Raw genomic sequence first — 19,921 nt, forward strand, 5'->3', positions numbered from 1 at the left:
TGCAAGATAGAATCGACTAATTTAAGCTGATCCCCGCGCGATCCTAATAAAATTTGGGGATCAGCTTCTACTTAATCATCTAATTCAATCTTTGTATGTTCTTTTTTAACTAGCAAGAAGAAAGCTGTAAAGCCAATCAGGGAAGTAGTAAATAATATAGCTGCCATCGGAACAGCTGATGCTTCATTAATACCAGCAAGTGGTGAGAATATTGAACCGAGCAATAACGGTAGCATACCTAAGACGGCACTTGCGCTTCCTGCACGGTGTCCCTGCTTGGCCATTCCAAGGGTAAATGTACTTGTAATAACCATTCCGATTGTGATCATATATATAAAGATTAATATGACAATGGATGTTAGTGGTCCTTCAATTATTGCCATGACAAGCAGTATGGATGTTGCTGTTAACGCAATCGTGATGGCTGTCTGAAGTAGTTTTTTTTCTGGAATTATTCCACCAAAACGTCCGATAATAAAACTCCCTGTAATAATTGCCAGCCCATTTATGCCAAATAGTACGCTAAACGTTTGTGGGGATACCCCATAAATATCCTGATATACAAATGGTGTTCCCGATACATAAGCAAAGCTTCCTCCATGTACAAATCCAACGACCAGTGCATAGCCAATAAACGAACGATCCTTCAGTAAGCTTCCCATGGTTACAACAGTTGCACCAAGTGAACTTGGTATCCTTTTCTCTGGTGGTAGGGTCTCCTTTAATTTCATGGCGACAACAGCTACAATCAAGATGCCAATGAAACTTAAAAATAAAAAGATGCTTTGCCAGCTTCCAGACTCAAAAGAGAGAATTGCACCACCGGCCATAGGTGCGATCATTGGGGCAACAGCATTAATAACCATTAACAGTGCAAAGAATTTCGTTAGAGCTTTACCACTGAACACATCTCGTACGACAGCGCGTGAAAGAACAACTCCTGCCGAGGCGGTAAATCCTTGCAAAAAACGTACTGCGATTAATATCGCAATATTAGGTGCAAATGCGCAGAGAATAGATGTTAATGCAAACAGACTAGTAGCAATTAATAATGGCTTCTTTCTTCCCTGTGCATCACTAATTGGTCCAACAATTAATTGACCGACAGCAAGTCCGAGCAAACATGCAGTTAAACTGGTTTGCACCAATGTAGCGCTGGTATTTAAATCCTGTGCAATTCCAGGGAAACTAGGTAAATACATGTCGATATTGAGTGGTCCTAGAAATGCGAGCAGACCGAGTAGCAGTGCTAGTCCCACACGCGTTTTTCCCGTCGGATTGTGCAATACTGGTTCTTGTTGTTCAAGATACAAAAGTCATCACTCCTAACCATTATATTTTACGTGCTCAGTTATGTTTTGTTAAGTATTTATTAGATAAACAAGGTTAATAATCCGAAAACATCATCGTATCATAGCTGCTTCTCTTTTAACTCGTTCTATTTTCGGTACATTCCATCGATTTGTAACATCATCATCTAAAATAGAGAGAAGCTATCGTTTTGTCTATTAAAAAGCTTCAGCTGATTCTTCTATATGGAAGGTTTTGAAAAGTATGTTATTTCATTTATAATGAAAATTATACGTTTTTAAAAACTAAAAAGGAGGTTTTGTTGTTGAAGGACGCTATTCGAAAACCTGTATATGATATTGACCCGATCTATACAAAACGTTGGTCTCCAAGATCTTTCTTAAGCAGAGCAATACCAGATGATGATTTAAAAGGCTTATTTGAAGCAGCAAGATGGGCCCCATCTTCAGCAAATGTTCAGCCTTGGAGATTTGTTATTGCAAGAAATGAAGCGGATAAAGAAGCGTTCTTATCGTTTATTCACGATTCAAATACGATTTGGTGTAAGCACGCACGTGTTTTAGCTGCGGTGATCTCTAAAATGGATGAGCAAAAATTTGGCGGGCATAATCCTACACATGCGTTTGATACGGGTGCAGCTTGGGCTTGCTTAGCTTTGGAGGCAGCACGAAGAGAAATTATTACACATGCAATGGCTGGTTTTCATAAACAGAAAGCAAAAGCAGCATTGCGAATTCCGGATAATTTTGAAATACATGCCATTGTAGCTATCGGTTATCAAGGGGAAAAGGAATGGCTCTCTGAAGGGCTGCAGCAACGTGAAGTCCCGTCCAATAGAAATGAGGTGGATTCGTTTTTATTTGAGGGGGATTTTCACAATACTAATTTTTAAATACAGAACAACATACGATGAAGAAAAGAAGTCTTTACTTGTGATATTTTCAATATTGGCGAAAGGTTTATTGAATAGTAGTTGGGGTATATGTAAATGTACTCCTGGCACCTGAACAACGCGAGACATAAAAACCGATAGAAAGGATATGTTATGAAGAATAATAACTCGTTTAAGAACCCAGTGTTCTATGTATCTGCGTTTATTGTATTGCTTTTAGTAGTTATTGGCGCAACGACACCCAAAAAATTTGGGGAAGTGGCCAATACATTATTTAATTTCACGACGAATAATTTTGGCTGGTTTTATTTACTGGCAGTTTTTGTCTTTATTTTATTTCTAATCGCGATTTCATTTAGCAAATTTGGGAAAATGCGCTTAGGAGCAGCTGATTCTAAGCCTGAATATTCATTTTTCACCTGGATAGGGATGCTGTTCTCAGCAGGATTTGGTGCTGGTCTTGTTTTCTGGGGTGTAGCAGAACCAATGAGTCATTTCTTTAATACACCATTCCCTGAATTAGAATCGATGTCTGAAGAATCGGCGAGAGTTGCGATGGGATATGCATTCTTCCATTGGGGGATTAGCCAATGGTCCGTATTCGCAGTGGTTGGTCTAGTCATCGCTTATTTACAGTTTAAAAAGAAGGAAAGAGGTTTAATATCTACTTCCATCCAGCCGGTGGTCGGAAAGAATAGAGTATTGGGCGATACCATTGATTCGTTAGCTGTTATAGCAACGGTAATGGGAGTGGCAACTTCATTAGGCTTAGGTATTCTGCAGATGAATGGAGGGTTAAAATCTGTTTTTGATGTACCTACCTCTATTTGGGTACAAATAGGAATTGCTGCGGTAATGTTGATTACATATTTAATTTCTTCCAGTACAGGGTTGGATCGAGGAATAAAGTGGTTGAGTAATATTAATCTAGGACTTTGTTTATTATTATTAGTATTTGTATTTTTAGCTGGTCCGACTGTATTCATTTTAAATACATTTGTATTAGGCTTAGGTGATTATTTTACAAATTTTGTTCAATACAGTTTGCGTTTAACACCTTATTCTGGTGAATCATGGGTGAGGGATTGGACGATATTTTACTGGGCATGGTCTACAGCGTGGTCCCCATTCGTTGGTGCTTTTGTTGCACGAGTTTCTAGGGGAAGAAGTATTAGACAATATGTTGTTGGTGTATTAGTTGTTTCTCCGGCAATTGCTTGTTTATGGATTGCTGCATTTGGAGGAACAGCACTTTATAGCGATTTATTTAATGGTACATCCATTGCTGAAGCAGTCAATGCAGATGTTGCTGTAGCCTTATTTGAGACTTATCAGCATTTACCATTTACAACAATTTTATCGTTACTATCGATCTTCTTGATTTTTACATTCCTCGTCACATCTGCTGATTCAGCAACATACATTTTAGGATCGATGACATCTAGAGGAAGTCTAAACCCTGCACTACTTACTAAAATTGTATGGGGTGTATTAATTACAGCCATTGCTGTTGTATTGTTATTGGCTGGTGGTTTAGAGGCCTTACAAACAGCTTCACTTATTTCGGCACTTCCATTTACGGTTATTTTATTAATTATGATGATCTCCTTCTTACGGATGATCAATAAAGATTATCGGAAGACGAAAAAGGAAGAAGAAAATAAATAAATGAAAAGCAGGTAAGGGGCATTTTCCTTTACCTGTTTTTTGTAATAATAGACGTAATATAGGTAATAAGATAAAATGAATATAGAAAAAAGGCAGGTAGGTGATTCACATGGGAAGGCAATAGCATTCGCATATTTACTAATGGTAGGTGACTCACCTGCAGACGGATAATTTTATTTATCGACATACAGGAGGTGGATTCCTTGTATCCAAAGGATACAAGGATGCTAATTGGATATTGTTAATTTAGTTTTGGTTGCTATATTGATTTTGCTTACTGCATTCTTTGTAGCAACCGAATTTGCAATTGTAAAAGTTCGTGCAACACGTATTGACCATTTAATTGCGGAAGGTAATAAGCAAGCGGTCTATGCTAAGAAATTAATCGATAATTTGGACGCTTATTTATCTGCCTGTCAGCTAGGTATTACTGTAACGGCATTAGGACTGGGATGGCTAGGAGAACCTACTGTCGAAAGATTGTTACATCCAATATTTGATAGATTAGGACTAACTGAAACAGTATCTTCTATTCTATCATTTGGGATTGCGTTTGTTCTGATTACTTACCTGCATGTGGTGTTAGGTGAGTTAGCTCCAAAAACAATTGCTATTCAAAAGGCAGAGACTGTTACATTATATCTTGCTCGACCACTTATGCTATTTCATAAGTTGATGTATCCATTTATTTGGCTATTAAATGGTTCTGCACGCTTATTTATCCAATTGTTTGGGTTTAGACCCGTTAAAGAACATGAAATGGCACATTCAGAGGAAGAATTACGAATCATTTTATCCGAAAGCTATAAAAGCGGTGAAATTAATCAGTCAGAAATGACATATGTAACGAATATATTCGAATTTGATGAACGGATAGCAAAGGAAATCATGACGCCACGCACAGAAATGATCTGCTTTTTTAAGGAAGATAGTTATGAGGACAATATTCGGGTGGTTCAAGAAGGTCAGTTCACAAGATATCCAGTTGCCGATGAGGAAAAGGATCATATTGTTGGACTGGTAAATATTAAAGAGCTATTTACCAACTATATGGATAAGGCTAACCCCCAATCCATTGATACGTTTATCAGGCCTATTATCCATGTAGCAGAGTCAACACCAATTAGGCAAGTGTTATTAAAGATGCAAAAAGAACGTATTCATATGGCAATTGTTAATGATGAGTATGGAGGAACTGCTGGTCTCTTAACTGTTGAAGATATACTAGAAGAAATAGTTGGTGATATTCGGGATGAGTTTGACTTACATGAAAAACCAATGATAAAAAAAGTAGAAGAAAATGTGAACATTGTTTCTGGGAAACTGCAACTGGAGGAAGTAAATAATTTGCTTGATACAGAGTTAGGTGATGAAGAAATTGATACGATTGGGGGTTGGATATTTCTGAATAATCTGGATGCCAAAAAAGGTACGACAATCCACCATGAGAATTATCAATTTATTGTAGAAGAAATGGAAGGATACCAGATCAAAGAAGTAAAGATAGTCAAAGGATAGCTGATACCGCGTGTAACCAAAGTTATTTGAAAGTCAAATTAACCTAGGTTTAGCGATTGTTCTAAACTATAAATTGACAAGCATCGTATGTATGGATATACTAAAATGAATTCAAGAAATTATTTTCTAGGGTTCCGCAAGTAGTTTTTTTGCTTGGACTGGTCCGAGAGAAAATGCACGTGATTCGTGTACACGGAGGGACAAAAGCCCGGGAGGATATCGAAATTGGTTGATATCTTCTCGGGCTTTTTTTATGCCTGAAAGATTCTTGAAAGTTTGGAAAAGCTACTTATATGAGGTGATACAAATGAAAAAGGATTGGAATATTATCTTTTTAGCCGGACTGTTTGAGATAGGATGGGTTATTGGCTTAAAACACTCTAATGATTGGATAACTTGGCTGCTAACGATAGTAGCGATTTATATTAGTATGCATTTATTAATCATTGCATCTCGTAGACTGCCAATTGGTACTTCTTATGCTGTATTTACTGGTATCGGAACTACTGGGACAGTTATTCTTGAAATTGTTTTATTTAATGAAGCGTTTCAGATTGCAAAAATCGTACTCATACTGCTTTTGCTTTCTGGAGTGATTGGCTTAAAAATGATTACAACTGAAAAAGAAAGAAAAGAGGTGTAAGTATGGATTGGTTTTTCTTAATTGCAGCCGGGGTCAGTGAGGTTATTGGCGTAATGGGGATTAATAAAGTAAACCAACAGCGAACAATCACCTCTTTTACTTGGTTAATTGGCGGATTCATTCTAAGTTTTGCCCTCTTAAGTATAGCCATGCAGACAATTCCAATGAGTACTGCTTATGCGGTTTGGACTGGTATTGGTACCGTAGGCAGTGCATTGGCAGGTATGTTTTTCTATAATGAATCAAAAGATTGGCGACGACTGTTATTTATTGCCATGATTCTTTGTGCGGCAATTGGACTGAAGCTGATCTCCTAAATATGTTTATCGTTCATAGTTATCGGATAAACAGTAATTAATAAACGCAATAATCTTAAAGGAGAGGCCGATAATAATGGATTTAGCTAAAGAATTAAAACAATTGGAAGCCATCCAACGAGATGGAGCGGATAAGGTTTTTACCATGTATTTAAATACAGACCCTTCCGACCCTGAACAACAAGGTGGAGAATGGAAAATCCAGTTTAAAAATGGGATGCGTAATTTTGAACAGTATTTGGAAGAGGCGAATAATAAAGAAGAGCTAAAAAGCTTTCAATTAGTAAAACAGAAGGTAGAAAAATTTGTTCGTGGCAATGAGCAAGAATTTCGTAGAGGCATTATTATTTTCGCAACAGCTGACGAAGAAGTTTGGTTTGCTGCACGAGTACAAATGCGTTTGGATACGGCTTTCTTTTGGCAAGAAACTCCAGTATTAGATCAGTTAAAAAGTCTTGAAGAAGCACATCCGAAGTCGGGTATTATTCTTGTTCAACAAAACCAGGTGAAGGTAATCGAATCTTATTTAAATGAAATTGAAGATAAGAAGTCCTACGAATTGGATATAGAAACCGACGATTGGCGTGAAAAAACAGCCATGGGCCCAGGTAATCCAACTGTTCAAAAAGATAACTTAAATGCAAGATTTAATGCAAATAAACACCGTTGGTATAAAAAAATCGCACCAAAAATAGATAAGCAAGCAAAGGATAAGCAGTGGGATAAAATCTATGTGGTTGGCGAACCAGGACCAACTCAAGCATTTAAAGATCAAATGAATAAACCAATTAATGATGTCATTAATAAAAATATGCTTGATCATGAGGAAACAAAGGTATTAGAAGAAATATTTGGGTAATCATGACAAACAAGGACTGTCCCGTATTAAGGGACAGTCCTTGTTTGTCATCAAATTATAATAAATAAAGGATTAGCAGTACAGCGAATAGTGAGAAAAGGACAGAAGTACTAATATAAACCATGGCAAGTTTGAATTCCTTTTTTAATATTAATCGTAGTGATTCATTTCCAAACGTAGAAAATGTTGTATATGCGCCGCAAAATCCCACACCTAACAGAAGCCAACCTGCTCTAGGCAATACGCCATCCAGATAGTAGTGAAGGAGAACACCTAATAAGGCAGAGCCAGTTATATTTGCTGTCCATGTACCAATTAATCGTTTGTTGGCTAAAAGCGACAGTTGATAGCGTGTAATACTACCAATAATCCCCCCAACTGCAATAAGTAACCAATTCATCCTTGCTCCCTCACTTTTCTAAGCGAGGCAGTGTAACCAAGGAAACAACTTATTAATCCGCCGATGATGCTCATTAAACAATATGTCATTGCTGCTAATTCACTTGTACGCCAAAGTTCAATGGTCTCAATTGCGAAAGTAGAAAATGTTGTAAAAGAGCCAATTATGCCGATATTCATGGCTGCAAACAAGTCAGGGGAAAGTTTTTTTCTAATTGCATCTTGACTTAAAAAGAAACTGAGTAAAAAACATCCAATTAAATTCGCGCATAAAGTAGCAAAGGGAAATCCCTTTGCTGTTATGATTATAGATACACCATGTCTAGTTATTGCACCAATTGCACCACCTAAACCGATTAAAGCATAGGTTTTTAAGTTAGAGCCAATCTGCATCCTGGGCACCTGCCATAAATCTCGAATTTATGCCCTTCAATGGAATAACCTGCAAGTGAATGCTGTACTTCATCCATTGGACAAACTTCAATTTCCTTCGTTTTTCCACAATCCCTACATATGAAATGGTGGTGATGGTGATGAGTACAGTTCATACGGAAATGTTTTTCCCCATTTAATTCGGTGGTTTCCAAAATACCAACTTGATTATAAAGATGCAGATTTCGATAAACGGTATCAAAACTAATTCCTTCATAGCTCGCTTCTAAGTGTTGGATAAGATCTTTTGCAGTTCGATACCCATCAGCATTATCAAAAAATGTTAAAATTTCTTTTCGCTTACCTGTTGTTTTATATCCTTTTTGCTTCAAGAGTTCGATCGCTTCATTTATCTTCATTCAGCTTCCCTCACTTTTTATTTAACGGTTTTATTCCTTCTGTTATAGTTCTTTAACTTTTTGGCGACAATCGATAAGAGTAAAATAAGAATTGAAACCATAACAATGGTCCCGCCAGGAGGTATACTTAAATAATACCCAGAGATTAACCCTATAATAACAGCTAATTCACCAAATACAATAGATAAAACTAACATTTGCTTAAATCCTTTAGCTATTCGCATACTTGCAGCAACTGGCAATGTCATCAAGGCAGATACAAGAAGCACACCAACAATTCGAATCGATGCTGCAATTACAAGAGCAGTTAGTACAATAAATAATAAATGAATATATTTCGCGTGCAAGCCAGCAATTTTCGCATGTTCTTCATCAAAAGAAAGCGTGAATAGCTCTTTAAAAAATAACCCAATTATAATAATAATAAAAATCGAAATTCCCGCAATGGTGTAAAAATCATTTTGACTCACAGCTGAGACGGACCCAAATAAATAATTGAATAACTCGGTATTAAAACCATCCGCTAGTGAAATGAAAATGACACTTAATCCTACGCCTCCAGACAGGATAATGGGAATAGCTATTTCTTGATACGCTTTATAAAGTCCACGTAGCCTTTCAATAAGTATAGAACCTAGGACGGAAAAGGCCATGCCACTATAAAGTGGACTTAACATAATAGCAAATTTTTTCTCGAGTAAAAGTCCAAAGGCTATACCTGCTAGTGTAACATGAGATAAGGCATCTGCAATTAAAGATAATCTTCTAACCACAATAAATGTACCTAATAATGGTGCAATAATCCCGATTAATATTCCTGTGAAAAAAGTATTTCGTAAAAAGTCGTATTGTAAAAAATCTGCTAACATAAGGTTTCCTCCAACTTAATGATCATGTGTAACAATATTGACGTTATGTCCATGAATTCGTGACAAATCATTTGCAGTAAGTGCATGATATTCATCTGGTTTTCCATGAAAATGCAATTGCTTATTTAAACAAGCAATATCCGTAGCATGTTCTGTCATTGTTCCCGTATCATGTGACACCATTAGCATTGTAATGTTTTGTTCATGATTTAATTGATATAGTAATTCGTAAAAACGGTGTACATTTTCATGATCAACACCAACTGTCGGCTCATCGAGGATGAGAAATTGAGGATCACTTACTAATGCCCGTGCAATAAAAATACGTTGTTGTTGTCCACCGGATAAATTACCAATATTTTCATAGGTATATGCTTGCATACCGACCTGCTCGATAGCCTGCTGGATTTGTTCTTTATGATGTTTAGTAAAGAATTTGAAATAACCGACCTTTGCAGTCAATCCCATGGATACAACTTCAAATACAGTAGCAGGAAATCCTCGGTTAAATGTATTGGCTTTTTGAGAGACAAAGCCAATCTTATCCCATGCTGAGAATTTGTCTAATGGCTGGTCGAAAAGGGCAATTGACCCCGAATTTGGTTTAATTAATCCCAAAATAAGTTTAATAAGTGTTGTTTTACCACCACCATTTGGCCCAATTAAACCTAAAAACGAACCACTTGGTATCGAAAAATTTATGTTTTCTAACACCTGTTTATTTTCATAAGCAAAATTGATATTCTTCATAGATACTACGACGTCAGTCATGTCGTTAACTCCTTTCAATTACAAATGAAAGAAGCATCAATGGATTTGATGCTTTCTTTTTATAAGTCCCAGCTTTACTTTGTAATTTTATCAAGTACTTGTAAGTTTTGCTTCATTATTGAAAAATAATCTTCATTATTTGAAATATCTTTTTCTGTTAATACGGACAAGTTATGAATCGTTACTGCCTCCGCATGAATGTGATCTTGGATAATTTCAGACACTTGATTTGAACTGTTTTGTTCAAAAACAACATAATCTAATTGGAATTGATTTGCTTGGTCGATAATTTTAGTTAATTCTTTCTGCGATGGTTCACTACTTGAAGATAAACCATTAATGGAAATCTGCTCTAACCCATATCGTTCCTCCCAGTACCCGTAAGCAGCGTGAGAAACGAGGATATGTTTGTTTTCTTTTTTATTTAAGGTTTCTTTAAAGTCGTTATCTAAATTAATCAGACGTTCTTCTAACTGATTAAAATTCTCTGTATATGCTTGTTGTTGATCGGGATTTAATTGAATAAGTTCTTCTTTCAGCATTTCAGCAAGTTCTACCATGCGTAATGGATCTAACCAAACATGTGGGTCATGATCACCGTGATTATGACCATCATGAGAATGGTCATGACTGCTTTCGTCTGCATGATTGTGCTCTTCATCATTAGAATGGAAGAGGGAATCCTGCTTCCCTAATTCGACTTGGGTTATATCCTCTGAGGAAAGGGCATCTGCTGCACTTTCTGCAAATCCTTCCATACCTGCTCCCATATAAATAAATGCATCACTTTTAGCCATAGCAGTAATATCTTTGGAAGTAGGCTCATACGTATGTGCATCAACGCCTGCTGGATAAACAGATTTCACATTTACTGTATCTCCGCCAATTTGTTCAATTAGGTATTGAATGGGATAAATGGAAGTATATATTGTTAAATCGGATTTTTTCTTTGTAGATGCTTCATTAGAGGAACACCCGGCTAGAATAAATCCGACGATAACTATTATAATTGCAAACTTTTTCACGATTATGTTCCTCCTTAGGTGAATGTCTTTTATTATATTATCGTAATCATTTCGAAATGTAAATAGGAACGATTACGATTTTATAAATATAGGTTGCTAGACTATCTACTACACAGGTATGTGAATGACTCATATAATGTGAATAAAAGAAAGTTTGTAAGTTTGAGAAAATAATAGCCATCATTTGTCTAATGATGGTAAACTAAGCTTAATCATGAATTATTGGAAGTTTCAAGGGGGGATTATGGTTGGATCAACTATTGCGAAACTTTTTCTTATTTTTATCAAATAATCGAACGTTAACCAAATTAGCAAAATCATATGGATTTAAGTTTGGGGCAGGAAGGTTTGTCGCTGGTGAAACGATAGAACAGGCTTCAACAAAAATTAAACAAATGAATGAAGATGGGTTTGCGGTTACGGTCGATCATTTAGGAGAATTTATTGATAATGAGGCGGAGGCAAAAGCGGCCGTGGAGGAATGTATTCATGCAATAAATGTTTTTGCTGAAGAGGGGTTAGATGCTGAATTATCTTTAAAATTAACTTCCATTGGATTAGATATTTCGCAAGAACTAGTAATGAACAATATGCGATTCATCCTAAATGCTGCAAAGAAACATGGCTTGATTGTGACCATCGATATGGAAGATTTTTCGCGAGCTGAGCAAACGTTACAGATTTTCAAGGAGCTTAGAAGTGAATATAAGAACGTTGGGACAGTTCTTCAAGCATATCTATATCGAGTAGAAGCAGATATTGAAGACTTAAATGCATATGACCCGTATCTTCGATTAGTAAAAGGAGCATATAAAGAATCAGAACAGGTTGCCTTTCCAAATAAACAAGATGTCGATGAAAATTACCGGAGGATTATTAAGCAGAATTTGCTCCAAGGAAATTATACAGCGATTGCAACCCATGATGAAGCCATTATCGATTTTGTGAAAAAATGTGAGAAAGAATTTCGTATTCCTAGAGAGCAATTTGAATTCCAAATGCTTTATGGGATACGTATTGATTTACAGAACGAACTAATTGCTGCAGATTATAAGGTACGCGTATATGTGCCGTATGGAAAGGATTGGTTTGGTTACAATATGCGTAGACTGGCTGAACGACCGGCGAATGTGATGTTTGTATTAAGAGGAATCATCAAACAAAAGTAGGTAACCGAAGGCGGAAGTATATGTACACTCCACCACACGTTTTGTGATTATTGGATGATTCGTCTATGTATCGTAATTGCATGCCGTGTAGACAGATTATCTTTTGAGTGAATTCCGCATGGGTTCCATAGAATAGTAGATTTATTAATTTTGATTTTATACCTCTATTCCCAGTATTAAAGTCTTGTAAAGATCAACAAAATTATTTTCAATTATGGATTGCGAAAAGTCTGTAAATACTATATAGTAATAATTAAGTGGATAGGGAACTATCTTTTTATTTTCGCAGAAAAATGAATGAGTATTCATTCAAAATGGATTGGGGGATAAACTATGAAGCAATCAATCAAGCGTGCCGCTGTTTTAGGCTCTGGTGTTATGGGGTCTGGAATTGCTGCTCATTTAGCTAATCTTGGAATACCAACACTTATGCTTGATATTGCACCACAGCAATTAACCAAAGAAGAAGAAAAGAAAGGGTTATCCTTAGATGATCGAGTAGTTAGAAATCGTATAGCAGCACAAAGTAAGCAAGCACTAAAAAAGCAGAAGCCATCTCCAATTACAACCAAAAAGAGTCTTGATCTAATTGAAATTGGGAATATGGATGACGATATGGATAAACTAGTGGATGTAGACTGGATTATTGAAGTGGTGGTAGAGGACCTTGCCATTAAGAAAAAGGTATTTGCAGATGTAGATAAATATCGCAAGGAAGGTACATTTATTAGTTCCAATACTTCAGGAATTTCGATTGAAGCAATGGCTAGTGATTGTTCGGAGGATTTTCGAAAACATTTTTTGGGGACACACTTTTTTAACCCACCACGCTACTTAAAACTTTTAGAAATTATACCAACGAAGGATACAGATCCTGAAGTCGTAGCATTTATGAAAAGATTTGGTGAAAATGTTCTAGGTAAAGGTGTCGTTGAAACAAAGGATACTCCTAATTTTATTGCTAATCGTATCGGTACGTATGGATTGTTAGTAACGGTAAGAGAAATGTTAAATGGTGGTTATAGTATTGGGGAAGTTGATTCGGTAACTGGTCCAATGATAGGTCGAGCTAAAAGTGCAACTTTTCGTACATTAGACGTTGTCGGCTTAGATACATTTATCCATGTTGCCAACAATGTTTATGATCAAGTCGATGGGAAGGAGAAAGAAGTATTTGCCATTCCAGCATTTATTTCAAAAATGAAAGCAAATGGATGGCTAGGGGCAAAGACTGGTCAAGGATTTTTCTTGAAGAAAAAAGATAAAACAGGTAGTACGATTTATGAATTGAACCCTGAAACACTAGAATACGAGGATCGTAAAAAATTAAAAACAGCTGCAACAGAGATGGCCAACCAAGAAAAAGGCGCGCACCGAAAATTGAAAACGCTTATATCAAACGAAGGAGATCGCGCAGGAGACCTTGTATGGTCAATTCTAAAACCCGTGTGCATTTATGCAGCAGAACTTACAGGGGAAATTGCCGATGACATTGTTGCCATTGATAATGCGATGAAATGGGGATTTGGATGGGAAATGGGACCATTCGAAACGTGGGATGCAATCGGTTTACGTAAATCGGTTGAACGAATGGAAGTAGAAGGGGAAGTGATTCCAAGCTGGATTATCCATATGTTGGAAAAAGGGAACGAATCCTTTTATAAATCGGATAATGGAAATGTATATTATTACGATAATGAAACCTATAAACAAAAAACATTTAATAAGAAAGAGATAAATTTAAAGCAATTAAAAGAGATAAATGGGGTTATAAAAAAGAACGCGGGTGCTAGTTTGATAGATTTAGGAGACGGAGTTGCGGGATTAGAATTTCATTCCAAAAGCAATGCTATTGGTCTAGATATTATTCAAATGGTAAATGAAGCCATCGATGAAGTAGAAGAAAATTATCAAGGACTTGTGATTGGAAATCAAGGAAAGAATTTCTGTGTTGGCGCTAATCTAGGTATGATGCTAATGGAAGCACAAGATGATAATTTCTTTGAACTAGATATGGTTATTCGTCAATTTCAAAATATGGCCATGAGGATTAAATATTCCAATAAACCGATTGTGACTGCTCCGTTCAATATGGCAGTTGGTGGTGGTGCAGAAGTATCCTTGCCAGCAGCTTCCATTCAAGCTTCAGCAGAAACATATATGGGGCTTGTTGAATTTGGAGTTGGTTTAATACCCGGTGGTGGTGGTACGAAGGAGTTGTATTTAAAGCAGCTTCGTAATTTACCAAAGGGTATTCATTTTGACCTTAGCAAAGTTGCCAATGATGTGTTTGAAAAGATAGCGATGGCTACCGTTTCTACTTCTGCAGCTGAGGCACGTGAAAATGGATTTTTAGATCAAAGTGACAAGATTAGTGTAAATCCTGATCACTTACTTCATGATGCGAAAGAGAATGTCCTTGCATTGGCTAATGCAGGGTATCAAGCGCCAATGCGTGAAAAAATTCCAGTTGTTGGCGATGCTGGTTATGCAGCTATGTTACTTGGTTCGAAGTCATTGCAATTAAGTGGTTATGCTTCGGAACATGATCTTAAAATTGCTGAAAAATTAGCCTATGTATTGTCTGGGGGACGCATTACCAATAGTACAGAAATCGATGAGCAAGTCATGCTTGATTTAGAAAGAGAAGCCTTCTTAAGTTTAATTGGGGAACCAAAAACCCAACAACGTATGCAGCACATGTTATTAAAAGGGAAGCCGTTACGTAACTAAAAGCAAAGGGGGAAATGATGTGAAGGAAGCAGTAATTGTAGCAGGTGCAAGAACCCCTGTAGGAAAAGCGAATAAAGGATCGTTAGCTCATTCACGGCCAGACGATTTAGCAGCATTAACAATTAAAGAGACGTTAAAGCGTGCAGGGGATTACGATGGAAATATAGACGATGTCATCATTGGATGTGCAATGCCAGAAGCAGAGCAGGGAATGAATATGGCCAGAAATATTGCTGGCCTTGCAGGGTTAAAACATGATGTGCCAGGTATAACCATTAATCGTTATTGTTCATCTGGATTACAAAGCATTGCTTATGCTGCCGAGCGGATTATGGTAGGAGCAAGTGATTCTATAATTGCTGGTGGAGCAGAATCAATGAGTTTAATTCCAATGGGAGGACACGTGATTAAACCAAATTCATCCCTTGTGCAAAATGCTCCTGGCTACTATATGGGAATGGGACATACAGCAGAAGAAGTTGCCAATCGATTCAACATATCTAGAGAAGATCAAGATGCGTTTGCTGTGCGCAGTCATGAGCGTGCAGCAAAATCCTTAGAGGAAGGGAAATTTAAAGACGAAATCGTGTCAGTAGAAGTAACCCATCGGTTTATTAATACAAATAATAAGCCAGAAGAAAAAACAGTGACATTTCAAATAGATGAAGGAGTAAGGCCAGGTACCACCATAGATGTTTTAGCAAAACTGCGACCAGCCTTCCATATAGAAGGAACGGTTACTGCAGGTAATTCTTCGCAAATGAGTGATGGTGCGGCTTCCGTTTTATTAATGGACCGTGAAAAAGCAGAAGGGGAAGGGTTAACACCGTTGGTTAAATTCCGTTCTTTTGCGGTGGCAGGTGTCGAACCAGAGATTATGGGGGTCGGCCCAATTGCTGCTATTCCAAAGGCTCTAAAGATTGCAGGTTTAGAACTATCTGATATTGGATTGTTTGAATTAAATGAAGCATTTGCCTCTCAATCAGTAAGAGTGATTCAAGCGTTAGATTTGGATGTTGAAAAAGTCAATGTCAACGGTGGTGCCATTGCTCTTGGTCATCCGCTCGGTATGACAGGGACAAAATTAACATTAAGTTTGATGTATGAGATGAAGCGGAGAAACGTACAATTTGGTGTCGTAACCATGTGTATCGGAGGTGGAATGGGAGCTGCTGGAGTATTTGAACTTGTTTAACTATGGAACTTTTCTCTTCAATAAATAACAAAAAGGGGTAGATGATATTGAGTGAAACAAAAGAAAAAGTTTTTAAAGGCGGCGGGTTTCTTGTAGAAGATTTAACGGCAGAAGATATTATTACGCCAGAGGATTTCACAGAAGAACATAAAATGATTGCTAAAACAACCGAGGAGTTTGTAAACGGAGAGGTACTTCCTAAAGTAGATAATTTAGAGAACCACGAATTTGAATATTCGGTAGATCTATTAAAAAAAGCTGGTGACTTAGGCTTACTGGGTGCAGATGTCCCTGAAGAATACGGCGGATTGGGTTTAGATAAAATTAGCTCTTCCTTGATCACCGAGAAATTTTCACGTGCTGGCGGTTTTTCTGTCACGCATGGTGCTCATGTTGGGATTGGGTCCTTACCGATAGTGTTTTTTGGTAACGAAGCGCAAAAGAAAAAATACCTTCCTAAATTAGCATCTGGGGAATTGCTTGCTGCTTATGCGTTGACAGAACCTAGTTCTGGATCAGATGCCTTAGGTGCAAAAACAACAGCAAAATTAAATGAAGCAGGCACCCATTATATTTTAAACGGAGAAAAACAATGGATCACCAACTCTGCATTTGCCGACGTGTTTATAGTGTATGCAAAAATTGACGGAGAGCATTTCTCAGCTTTTATTGTCGAAAGAGCATTTTCTGGTGTATCCACAAGCCCAGAAGAAAAGAAAATGGGAATTAAAAGTTCTTCTACACGAACCTTAATATTAGAAGATGTTGAAGTACCAATTGAAAATCTATTAGGAGAAAAAGGTCGAGGTCATGTTATTGCGTTTAATATTTTGAATGTTGGTCGTTATAAATTGGCAATTGGCGGTGTTGGTAGTTCGAAGCGAGGCTTAGAAATAGCTACAAAATATGTAAATGAGCGAAAGCAGTTTAATACACCTATCTCTAGCTTTGCTTTAACGAAAGAGAAATTGGCTACGATGGCATCGGAAATATATGCAAATGAAAGTGCTGTTTATCGTACAGTGGGACTTTTTGAGCAACGCATGGGTTCGTTAACACAAGAACAATTAAATGATGGAAGAGAAGTTGCTCGTGCCATTGCAGAATACCAAATTGAATGCTCCATGAACAAATATACTTGTACAGAGCTGTTGGATTATGTTGCGGATGAAGCAGTCCAATTACACGGTGGATACGGTTTTATGCAAGAATATGAAGTAGAACGTATGTATCGTGATTCTCGAATTAATCGTATTTTTGAAGGTACAAATGAAATTAATCGATTGCTTGTGCCAGGTACCTTATTGAAGAAGGCAATGAAGGGAGAACTTCCTTTACTTCAGAAAGCACAAGGGCTCCAAGAAGAATTAATGATGTTAATGCCAGAAGAAGTTGGAACGGAAACATTGGAACAGGAAAAACATTTACTCAAAAATGCCAAGAAAATCATTCTATTAGCAGCTGGACTTGCGGCTCAAAAATATATGCAAAAAATTGAGCAAGAACAAGAAATCTTAGTAAATCTTGCAGACATGGTGGCTGAGGTTTATAATATGGAATCTGCAATTCTTCGTACCGAAAAAGCGATTAATCATACGGGTGAAGAAAAGAATAAACAAAAGCTGCTATACACACAAGTATACGTACAAGAGGCATTTAACCGAATAGAAGCAGATGCAAAAGAAACATTAATTGCTGTTGAAGAGGGAGACACCTTACGAATGATGCTTTCTTCTTTACGTAAATTAACAAGACATACACCAACAAATGTAATAACGAAAAAACGTGAAATTGCCGGTGCTATTATTGAGGCTGAAAAATACGTCCTTTAATTTATCGAGCTGTTCATCCCTTGCCATAGTGCAAGGGATATTTTATTTGTGATTTATGTGACATACGAAAAAGAATACGGATAGCTGCTCTCTTTTGCTCGATCTTTTCACAGCTCGTTTGCTATAATAATGCTCAATATAGGATGAGGAGGTTTATATATGGAAGTAATATTTTACTGGTACCCAAATTGCGGGACATGCAAAAAAGCAAAAAAATGGTTCGAAGATAATCAGGTTACATATCAACCGATACATATCGTTGAAGAGACACCTAGTAAAGAACAATTGCTTGATCTAATTCAAAAAAGTGGGCTTCCAGCCAAGAAATTTGTTAACACGAGCGGCAAAAAATATCGTGAGCAACATATCAAGGATAAAATTAAAGAAGCAACAAATGAACAAATAGCAGAAATTCTTGCATCGGATGGGATGTTAATAAAACGTCCAATTGTTACAGATGGCTCTAAAGTAACGGTTGGTTTTAAAGAAGAATTGTTTCAAGATCACTGGCTATAAAAATTTAAAAAGAAATGCTGGATAAATGTCATGGAAACTTGTATAGTGAAAGTGGAATGATATATTGGAGGGGATTGTTTTGAGCTTACCAAAGGAATTATTTTACACAAAAGAACATGAATGGGTAAAAAAAGAGGATGGCAATGTACGTATTGGTATTACGGATTTTGCCCAAGATGAACTAGGAGATATTGTTTTTGTTGAACTCCCTGAACCAGGTGATGAATTAGAGATCAATGAACCCTTTGGAAGTGTAGAGTCTGTTAAAACCGTTTCAGAATTATATGCTCCCATTAGTGGCAAGGTTGTCGAAGTGAATGAAGAATTGGAGGACAACCCGGAATATGTAAATGAGTCACCTTACGAAAAAGCTTGGATGGTAGTAGTAGAACCAAGCCAAAAATCAGAGTTAGACGAATTATTATCTGCTGATGGTTATGGAGAAATAATAAGCGAGGATTAATTAAATTTAGTTACAGTAATGGCTGATATGCAATTCAATTGCAATCAGCCTTGTTTTTACAATGAAGAAAATGATTCTATTCAGAGCAGAACTTGTACATTTATTATGAAAACAATCACTAAATAACAGTTTTTCATCATATAATATATGAAAACCTGTCGCTTGATTTTCTGAGGAGTGCTATGTGATGATAACGGATGAATTAGAAAAAATAATCATTGTAGAAGGATTGACAGATAAGAAACAGATTAAAAAGGTGATTTCTGAAGACCTAACCATCATTTGTACAAATGGAACTTTAGGTGTAGAACGTTTTGATCAACTTTTAGAAGATTATGCACTTGATTATAAAGACGTTTATATCCTAGTGGATGAAGATGAATCTGGAATAAAGTTACGCAAACAATTGGCTAGAGAATTACCACATGCTAACCATATTTATATTAGTAGTGAATACCGAGAAGTAGCTACAACACCTGAAAATATACTTGCTCAAACATTAGTGAGCAAACGGATCGCTGTTAATCCGATCTTTTTGATTTAAATTTCATATAGTAAGGTGATATTTTGCAATTAATTACGAATGATCAGCTGAAACAGGATAACTATCTGCTTTATATTTTTACCCCTTTTTGTGGAACATGTAATCTTGCAAGGACGATGCTTTCAAAAATAGAGTCGGTGCATCAAGAAGACATTTTTTATGAAATGAATGCATCCCTCCATCCAGAGTTTATGCAAGAACATCAAATTGAGAGTGTGCCTTGTTTATGTATAAAAAGAGATGGTGAAATTATAGAAAAGGTTTATGCTTTCAAAGATATTCCGAACATCTATAACTTTTTACTAACTTACAAACCTGAAATGTTTGCAAACAAATAAGTGAAAAGTCATTGACATGGGTATAACGGCATGCTAACATTTAGTTTATCGAAAATAAATAGATTCTT

Annotated in this window: 21 protein-coding genes and 1 riboswitch; of the genes, 14 read left to right on the forward strand and 7 right to left on the reverse strand. The window is 36.7% G+C overall.

Going from position 1 to position 19,921, the window contains the following annotated elements; translation table 11 throughout:
• Positions 1-71 precede the first annotated feature (71 nt).
• Positions 72-1,313 (reverse strand): Bcr/CflA family efflux MFS transporter, encoded by a 1,242-nt coding sequence (locus BN990_RS06790; RefSeq protein WP_021288996.1) that lies wholly within the window; start codon positions 1,311-1,313, stop codon positions 72-74.
• A gap of 302 nt (positions 1,314-1,615) precedes the next feature.
• Between BN990_RS06790 and BN990_RS06795 the strand changes: the two genes are divergently transcribed.
• From BN990_RS06795 to BN990_RS06820, 6 genes are all read left to right on the forward strand, one after another.
• Positions 1,616-2,203 carry a nitroreductase family protein gene (locus BN990_RS06795; protein WP_306465027.1) on the forward strand — a complete coding sequence of 196 codons (588 nt, stop codon included), beginning with the start codon at positions 1,616-1,618 and terminating at the stop codon, positions 2,201-2,203.
• Between the two features lie 153 nt (positions 2,204-2,356).
• Complete coding sequence (locus tag BN990_RS06800; RefSeq protein ID WP_021288994.1) at positions 2,357-3,871, forward strand: BCCT family transporter; 1,515 nt, start codon at positions 2,357-2,359, stop codon at positions 3,869-3,871.
• A 231-nt stretch (positions 3,872-4,102) separates the two neighbouring features.
• Positions 4,103-5,389, forward strand: a complete 1,287-nt coding sequence (locus BN990_RS06805) for a hemolysin family protein (protein ID WP_038243063.1) — start codon at positions 4,103-4,105, stop codon at positions 5,387-5,389.
• 115 nt (positions 5,390-5,504) lie between these two features.
• A riboswitch (guanidine-I (ykkC/yxkD leader) is annotated at positions 5,505-5,606 on the forward strand.
• A 90-nt stretch (positions 5,607-5,696) separates the two neighbouring features.
• Positions 5,697-6,032 (forward strand): DMT family transporter, encoded by a 336-nt coding sequence (locus tag BN990_RS06810; RefSeq protein ID WP_021288992.1) that lies wholly within the window; start codon positions 5,697-5,699, stop codon positions 6,030-6,032.
• 2 nt (positions 6,033-6,034) lie between these two features.
• On the forward strand, positions 6,035-6,349 hold the full coding sequence (locus BN990_RS06815) for a DMT family transporter (protein ID WP_038243070.1): 315 nt from the start codon (positions 6,035-6,037) through the stop codon (positions 6,347-6,349).
• 76 nt (positions 6,350-6,425) lie between these two features.
• Positions 6,426-7,208 (forward strand): VLRF1 family aeRF1-type release factor, encoded by a 783-nt coding sequence (locus tag BN990_RS06820; protein WP_038243073.1) that lies wholly within the window; start codon positions 6,426-6,428, stop codon positions 7,206-7,208.
• Positions 7,209-7,263: 55 nt separating this feature from the next.
• Here BN990_RS06820 and BN990_RS06825 read toward each other — a convergent pair whose 3' ends face one another.
• The 6 genes from BN990_RS06825 to BN990_RS06850 all read right to left on the reverse strand — a co-directional run bounded on the left by BN990_RS06825 (position 7,264) and on the right by BN990_RS06850 (position 11,063).
• Positions 7,264-7,608 (reverse strand): fluoride efflux transporter FluC, encoded by a 345-nt coding sequence (locus BN990_RS06825; protein WP_021288989.1) that lies wholly within the window; start codon positions 7,606-7,608, stop codon positions 7,264-7,266.
• Positions 7,605-8,000 (reverse strand): fluoride efflux transporter CrcB, encoded by a 396-nt coding sequence (gene crcB, locus BN990_RS06830; RefSeq protein WP_051739042.1) that lies wholly within the window; start codon positions 7,998-8,000, stop codon positions 7,605-7,607. The genes BN990_RS06825 and crcB overlap by 4 nt, the downstream gene beginning before the upstream one ends.
• Positions 7,979-8,398 carry a Fur family transcriptional regulator gene (locus tag BN990_RS06835; protein WP_021288987.1) on the reverse strand — a complete coding sequence of 140 codons (420 nt, stop codon included), beginning with the start codon at positions 8,396-8,398 and terminating at the stop codon, positions 7,979-7,981. Before BN990_RS06835 ends, crcB begins: the two co-directional genes overlap by 22 nt.
• A 17-nt stretch (positions 8,399-8,415) precedes the next feature.
• Positions 8,416-9,267: a metal ABC transporter permease gene (locus BN990_RS06840; RefSeq protein WP_021288986.1), complete on the reverse strand. Its 852-nt coding sequence runs from the start codon at positions 9,265-9,267 to the stop codon at positions 8,416-8,418.
• Positions 9,268-9,282: 15 nt separating this feature from the next.
• Entirely contained in the window at positions 9,283-10,038 is a 756-nt protein-coding gene (locus BN990_RS06845; RefSeq protein ID WP_021288985.1) for a metal ABC transporter ATP-binding protein, read from the reverse strand.
• Between the two features lie 74 nt (positions 10,039-10,112).
• Positions 10,113-11,063 (reverse strand): metal ABC transporter solute-binding protein, Zn/Mn family, encoded by a 951-nt coding sequence (locus BN990_RS06850; protein ID WP_038243076.1) that lies wholly within the window; start codon positions 11,061-11,063, stop codon positions 10,113-10,115.
• A gap of 248 nt (positions 11,064-11,311) precedes the next feature.
• On the opposite strand from BN990_RS06850, the gene BN990_RS06855 reads away from it, so the two are divergent.
• The 8 genes from BN990_RS06855 (at position 11,312) to BN990_RS06890 (ending at position 19,853) form a co-directional block, all read left to right on the forward strand.
• Complete coding sequence (locus BN990_RS06855; protein ID WP_038243080.1) at positions 11,312-12,232, forward strand: proline dehydrogenase family protein; 921 nt, start codon at positions 11,312-11,314, stop codon at positions 12,230-12,232.
• A gap of 333 nt (positions 12,233-12,565) precedes the next feature.
• A complete protein-coding gene (locus BN990_RS06860) occupies positions 12,566-14,965 on the forward strand; it encodes a 3-hydroxyacyl-CoA dehydrogenase/enoyl-CoA hydratase family protein (RefSeq protein ID WP_038243084.1) in 2,400 nt (799 codons plus the stop codon).
• Positions 14,966-14,984: 19 nt separating this feature from the next.
• On the forward strand, positions 14,985-16,160 hold the full coding sequence (locus BN990_RS06865; RefSeq protein ID WP_038243086.1) for an acetyl-CoA C-acetyltransferase: 1,176 nt from the start codon (positions 14,985-14,987) through the stop codon (positions 16,158-16,160).
• A gap of 47 nt (positions 16,161-16,207) precedes the next feature.
• Positions 16,208-17,992 carry an acyl-CoA dehydrogenase family protein gene (locus BN990_RS06870; protein ID WP_038243087.1) on the forward strand — a complete coding sequence of 595 codons (1,785 nt, stop codon included), beginning with the start codon at positions 16,208-16,210 and terminating at the stop codon, positions 17,990-17,992.
• A gap of 159 nt (positions 17,993-18,151) precedes the next feature.
• Positions 18,152-18,508, forward strand: a complete 357-nt coding sequence (locus tag BN990_RS06875; protein WP_021288979.1) for an arsenate reductase family protein — start codon at positions 18,152-18,154, stop codon at positions 18,506-18,508.
• 79 nt (positions 18,509-18,587) lie between these two features.
• Positions 18,588-18,971, forward strand: coding sequence for a glycine cleavage system protein GcvH (gene gcvH, locus BN990_RS06880; RefSeq protein ID WP_021288978.1), 384 nt, complete (start codon positions 18,588-18,590; stop codon positions 18,969-18,971).
• A 187-nt stretch (positions 18,972-19,158) separates the two neighbouring features.
• Positions 19,159-19,515: a toprim domain-containing protein gene (locus tag BN990_RS06885; RefSeq protein ID WP_021288977.1), complete on the forward strand. Its 357-nt coding sequence runs from the start codon at positions 19,159-19,161 to the stop codon at positions 19,513-19,515.
• Between the two features lie 23 nt (positions 19,516-19,538).
• Complete coding sequence (locus BN990_RS06890) at positions 19,539-19,853, forward strand: thioredoxin family protein (RefSeq protein WP_021288976.1); 315 nt, start codon at positions 19,539-19,541, stop codon at positions 19,851-19,853.
• The last annotated feature ends 68 nt before the right edge of the window (positions 19,854-19,921 follow it).

Source organism: Virgibacillus salexigens, assembly GCF_000723585.1.
GTDB classification, from domain to species: Bacteria; Bacillota; Bacilli; order Bacillales; family Amphibacillaceae; genus Virgibacillus; species Virgibacillus salexigens.

Coding starts and splice junctions, on each gene's coding strand:
- BN990_RS06810 (WP_021288992.1), top strand. CDS start 5,697: ATGAAAAAGGATTGGAATATTATCTTTTTAGCCGGACTGTTTGAGATA.
- BN990_RS06840 (WP_021288986.1), bottom strand. CDS start 9,267: ATGTTAGCAGATTTTTTACAATACGACTTTTTACGAAATACTTTTTTC.
- BN990_RS06835 (WP_021288987.1), bottom strand. CDS start 8,398: ATGAAGATAAATGAAGCGATCGAACTCTTGAAGCAAAAAGGATATAAA.
- crcB (WP_051739042.1), bottom strand. CDS start 8,000: ATGCAGATTGGCTCTAACTTAAAAACCTATGCTTTAATCGGTTTAGGT.
- BN990_RS06875 (WP_021288979.1), top strand. CDS start 18,152: ATGGAAGTAATATTTTACTGGTACCCAAATTGCGGGACATGCAAAAAA.
- BN990_RS06800 (WP_021288994.1), top strand. CDS start 2,357: ATGAAGAATAATAACTCGTTTAAGAACCCAGTGTTCTATGTATCTGCG.
- BN990_RS06860 (WP_038243084.1), top strand. CDS start 12,566: ATGAAGCAATCAATCAAGCGTGCCGCTGTTTTAGGCTCTGGTGTTATG.
- BN990_RS06825 (WP_021288989.1), bottom strand. CDS start 7,608: ATGAATTGGTTACTTATTGCAGTTGGGGGGATTATTGGTAGTATTACA.
- BN990_RS06845 (WP_021288985.1), bottom strand. CDS start 10,038: ATGACTGACGTCGTAGTATCTATGAAGAATATCAATTTTGCTTATGAA.
- BN990_RS06815 (WP_038243070.1), top strand. CDS start 6,035: ATGGATTGGTTTTTCTTAATTGCAGCCGGGGTCAGTGAGGTTATTGGC.
- BN990_RS06820 (WP_038243073.1), top strand. CDS start 6,426: ATGGATTTAGCTAAAGAATTAAAACAATTGGAAGCCATCCAACGAGAT.
- BN990_RS06885 (WP_021288977.1), top strand. CDS start 19,159: ATGATAACGGATGAATTAGAAAAAATAATCATTGTAGAAGGATTGACA.